Genomic DNA, 4,287 nt, shown 5'->3' with positions numbered 1-4,287 from the left:
CGCGGGGGACGCGGTGGTGGTCATGTGCTCCACGCTAGGGGCGCGACCCGCGCCGGGGCTTCTCCGATCCTGACCGGTCCTCGCCCCCCGGAGTCGCTCCCTCCCGGCCTAGGGTGTCGCCCCATGACGTTGCTGATCGTCGGCGCCGGCGGATACCTCGGCTCCGAGCTGGCGCGGCAGGCGACCGCCTCCGGGCGGCCGGTCGCCGGGACCTTCGCCACCCGCCCCGGCTCCGTGCCCGGCGTGGCCTGGCTGCCGCTGGACCTGCGCGACCGCTCCGCGCTCGACCGGGTGCTCGACGAGGTGCGCCCGGACACCGTGGTCAACACGGCCTACCGCCAGGCGGACTGGGGCGTCACCGCGGAGGGGGCCGTCCGGGTCGCCATGGCCGCGGCGGAGCGGAGCCTGCGGCTGGTGCACGTGTCCAGCGACGCGGTCTTCTCCGGCGCCCGGGTCCACTACGACGAGGGCGCCGCCCCGGACCCCACCACCCCGTACGGGGCGGCGAAGGCCGCCGCCGAGACCGCCGTCCGCCTGCTCACTCCCACCGCGGCCGTGGTCCGCACCTCGCTGATCCTCGGCGACGGCGACTCCGCGCACGAGCGGCTGGTGCACGACCTGGCCGCCGGACGCCGCGACGGCGTGCTCTTCACCGACCAGGTCCGCTGCCCGGTCCACGTCGCCGACCTCGCCGCGGCCCTCCTGGAGCTGGCGGCGGAACCGGCGCACGCGGGGACCTTCCACGTCGCGGGACCGGACGCGGTCAGCCGGTACGAACTGGGCCTCCTGGTCGCCCGGCGCGACGGCCTGGACCCGGCGGCGGTGCCGGCCGGCCGGCGCGCGGACACCGACGGCGCGGGCCCGGCGGACGTCCGCCTGGACGGCGGGGCCACCCGGCGGCTGCTGCGCACCCGGGTACGCGGCGCCACGGAGTTCCTGGCACCGGGCGCCTGAGCCGCGGCGGAGCCCGGAACCCTGAGCACGCCGTCACTCGCGGGGGTCGAGGCGCATGGTGGTGGAGCGGGCCGGCTCGGTCAGGATGGTCTCCAGCGAGGCCGGGTACGCCTCGTACTTGGCGTAGTAGGCGGCGTCCACCCGGTCGTTGAGCCGGGGGTCGGCGTCGACGACCGTCACGTCCTTCTCCACGCCGCCCGCCCGGATCCGGCCCTGGTGGCGGGCCCGGGTGCCGCGGTACCAGCGCGAGCCCGGGCCGTAGACCGACCGGACATAGACGTCGTCGCCGTCGCGGACCACCCAGATGGTGCGCCAGTCGCTCAACGCGCCGTCCTCGCCGACGGAGGCGATCTCGAGTTCTTCCGCTTCGCCGATGCCCGCGAGTTCGGTGCGGGTCCAGGTGGTCATCACGTCTCGGCTCCTCGCTGGGGTTCGGTCGCGCCTGATCCCAGCGGAACGGCTCACCGCGGCCCACGCCACCGGTGGGCGTCCGGACGGACCAACACCCGGCCCGTCCGGACACCGCCGGCTCACCGGCACGAGCTCACCACCGGCTCACCACCGGCTCACCGCGCGGTCAGCAGAGCGGGACGCCCGGAAGCTGGGCCGAGGGGTGGTCGATGTAGATGTTGGAGACGAAGCCGTTCTGGTCGCGCAGCTTGCTCCACCAGTTGTTGGTGTAGCCCTCCGCGTTGACCGTGTCACCCTGCTTCTGGCAGACCACCCACACCGCGGTCGGCCCGCTCAGCGTGGCGACCACCGGGGCGCTCAGCCGCGCGTCGGAGCGGACGTTGACCCCGCTCCCCCAGGTGTTGAACGCGGCACCGCCGCTCCCGCCGCAGCCGTTGTCGCTGGTCAGGTAGGCCTGGTTGTAGGAGCCCGGGTAGGACAGCCCGACGCCGTTGATGACGATGTTCTGCCCGGTGCCGTTGTACAGCTGCTCGTAGTGGATGTGCGCCCCGGAGGAGTTCCCGGTCGAGCCGGTGGTGCCGATCTGCTGACCCTGGCTCACGTAGGCGCCGCTGGGCACGGAGTACGCCGCGAGGTGGAAGTAGTAGGTGCGCCAGCCGCCGCCGTGGTCGATGACGATGTAGTTGCCGGCGCCGCTCGCCTGGTAGTAGCGGGTGGCCGTGCCCGCGGCGGAGGCCAGGACCGGGGTGCCGGCGGTGGCGCCGCCGTCGGCGCGGACGAAGTCCAGGGCGCGGCGGACCTCGGCGGAATGGTGGCTGTACGTCCAGCGCTGCCCGCAGGGGTACGGCGCCTTGAAGTTGGGGGCGGCGGCGACCGCGTCCGCGGCGGCATGGGCCGGGGAGGCGGAGAGACCGGTGAGGGAGAGCAGCACGACGGCGATCAGTGCGGGGAGGCGTCTGAGCAGGGACACGTTGCTCCTCGGATGGGGGGACGCCGCGGAACGCGACGCACGACGCCCGGAACGTAGGGCCGCCGCCCCTCCCCCGGCAAGGGCTGGTACAGGCCTTCTCCGACCATGCGCGCTCCTTGCTGTTATATGACTGACCGATCATCAGCCCCCTCTCCCCCGGTCCACCCATAAGGCGCGCTTTGACGCCGTCAAATTCCTTCGGTTACTGTCACCGCCCAAGTGGACACTTCTGGTGGACAAACCACCGGGAGAGCACAACGCACGGGCGTGCAGACGTACCGACGTACCGGCGTACAGCCGGAAGTACAGAGTGAGGACGGTGGCCCGATGTCGGCCTCGGAGACCGGCGGCGCCCTGAGCCGCCGCAGACTGCTGAGCCTTTCCGCGGCCGGCGCCGGCGTGCTCGCCGCGTCGGGGCTGCTCGGCGCGTGCGCGCCGCAGGCCGCCGACCAAGGCGCTTCCGGCAAGGGCGCGGACGGGCCGGTCGGGGAGCTGACCTTCGCGCTGCCCTCCTCCATCTCGTCGCTGGACGTCGGCCGCGAGTCCGGCGTGCTGAACTACCTGGTGGCCACCCTCGTCCAGGAGTCCCTGCTGTCGGTGACCCCGGCCGGCGACCTCGAGCCCGGCCTGGCCACCTCCTGGAAGCAGCCGGACGCCAGGACGTACGTGTTCACGCTGCGCCGGGGGGTCGTCTTCAGCGACGGCACCCCCTTCACCGCCGCCGACGTGGTCGCCTCCATCGAGGAGATCCGCGACCCGGAGAACGCCTCCGTGCTGGCCTACGCCTTCGCCGGGGTGAAGTCCGTCGAGGCCACCGGCTCGCACGAGGTCACCGTCCGTCTGAAGGCCGCCGACGGCGCCTTCCTCTGGAGCGTCGCCCCCGGCTGCCTGCCGGTCGGCAGCGAGAAGTTCCTGCGGGCCCACCGTGGGAGGATCGGGACCGAGAAGACGCTGCTGCTGGGCACCGGCGCGTACCGGATCACCGAGTTCGCCGCCGACAGCCACGTGCTGCTGGAGAGCAACCCGCGCTGGTGGGGCGAGAAGCCCGCCGTCGCGAAGCTCAAGCTCTCCTTCGTACCGGACGCCGGCACCCGCCTGGTGGCCATGAAGTCCGGCGAGGTGGACGGCGCGCTCGCGCTGGCCTCCGACGAGACCAAGGGCTGGGCCTCGGCCGCACAGGTGAGCTACACCGCCGACCGCTCCGTGGTGTCGCTGGCCTTCGACACCTCCAAGGCCCCCTGGGACGACCCGCACGTGCGCCGCGCCGTCGCCCACGCCGCCGACCGGAAGGGCATGGTCGAGGGCATCCTGCAGGGCAGGGCGGAGATCGCGAACGCGCTGGTCTCGCCGGCCATGTGGGGCGACCTGCTGCCCGAGGAGAAGGTGCGCGCCGCCTACGCGGAGATCCCGGAGTACCCCTTCGGCCTGGACCGGGCCCGTGCGGAGCTGGCGAAGTCCGCGCACGCCGACGGCTTCGCCGCCGAGCTGCACTACCCGGCGAGCGGACCCCAGGTCGGCAAGGCGGCGCTGGCGCTGGCCGACTCCCTGAAGAAGCTCGGCATCACCCTGAAGGTCAAGGAGATCACCCTCGAGGCCTGGGTGAACGAGCTCGGCTCCGGCAAGCAGCCGCTGCAGTTCCTCTGGTACTTCCCGGTCACCGGCGACCCGGCGGAACTGGCCGACGCCTATCTGAACGCCGCCGCCACGGCGACCAACATCGCCCACTACGACGAGCCGGCCGTCAACAAGGCCCTCGACGGGGCGAAGACCGACACCGACCCGGCCGGCCGCGGCGAGAAGCTGCTGACCGCGGTCACCACGGCCGCCGCGGACCTGCCCTACCTGCCGCTGTGGTGGGCGCAGACAGCGACCGCGCTCTCCAGGGACCTCGTCCTGGAGCAGCCCGGCCCGTTCGCCTTCGTCGGCCCCTGGGCGACCCGGATCCGCAAGGC

4 protein-coding genes are annotated in these 4,287 nt (G+C 73.3%); 2 read left to right on the top strand and 2 right to left on the bottom strand.

What is annotated here, in order from left to right:
* Positions 1–123 precede the first annotated feature (123 nt).
* A complete protein-coding gene (locus tag ACOV8S_RS03195; RefSeq protein WP_448315987.1) occupies positions 124–954 on the top strand; it encodes an SDR family oxidoreductase in 831 nt (276 codons plus the stop codon).
* A gap of 33 nt (positions 955–987) precedes the next feature.
* Here ACOV8S_RS03195 and ACOV8S_RS03190 read toward each other — a convergent pair whose 3' ends face one another.
* Entirely contained in the window at positions 988–1,362 is a 375-nt protein-coding gene (locus ACOV8S_RS03190; RefSeq protein ID WP_108952188.1) for a DUF2255 family protein, read from the bottom strand.
* Positions 1,363–1,531: 169 nt separating this feature from the next.
* On the bottom strand, positions 1,532–2,335 hold the full coding sequence (locus ACOV8S_RS03185; protein WP_448315986.1) for a peptidoglycan DD-metalloendopeptidase family protein: 804 nt from the start codon (positions 2,333–2,335) through the stop codon (positions 1,532–1,534).
* Positions 2,336–2,662: 327 nt separating this feature from the next.
* Here ACOV8S_RS03185 and ACOV8S_RS03180 point away from each other — a divergent pair.
* A partial coding sequence (locus tag ACOV8S_RS03180) for an ABC transporter substrate-binding protein (RefSeq protein ID WP_448315985.1) occupies positions 2,663–4,287 on the top strand: 1,625 nt, incomplete at its 3' end.

Source organism: Streptomyces sp. CO7, assembly GCF_053474865.1.
This window is presented reverse-complemented; position numbering and strand designations above follow the sequence as displayed.

Coding starts and splice junctions, on each gene's coding strand:
- ACOV8S_RS03190 (WP_108952188.1), bottom strand. CDS start 1,362: ATGACCACCTGGACCCGCACCGAACTCGCGGGCATCGGCGAAGCGGAA.
- ACOV8S_RS03195 (WP_448315987.1), top strand. CDS start 124: ATGACGTTGCTGATCGTCGGCGCCGGCGGATACCTCGGCTCCGAGCTG.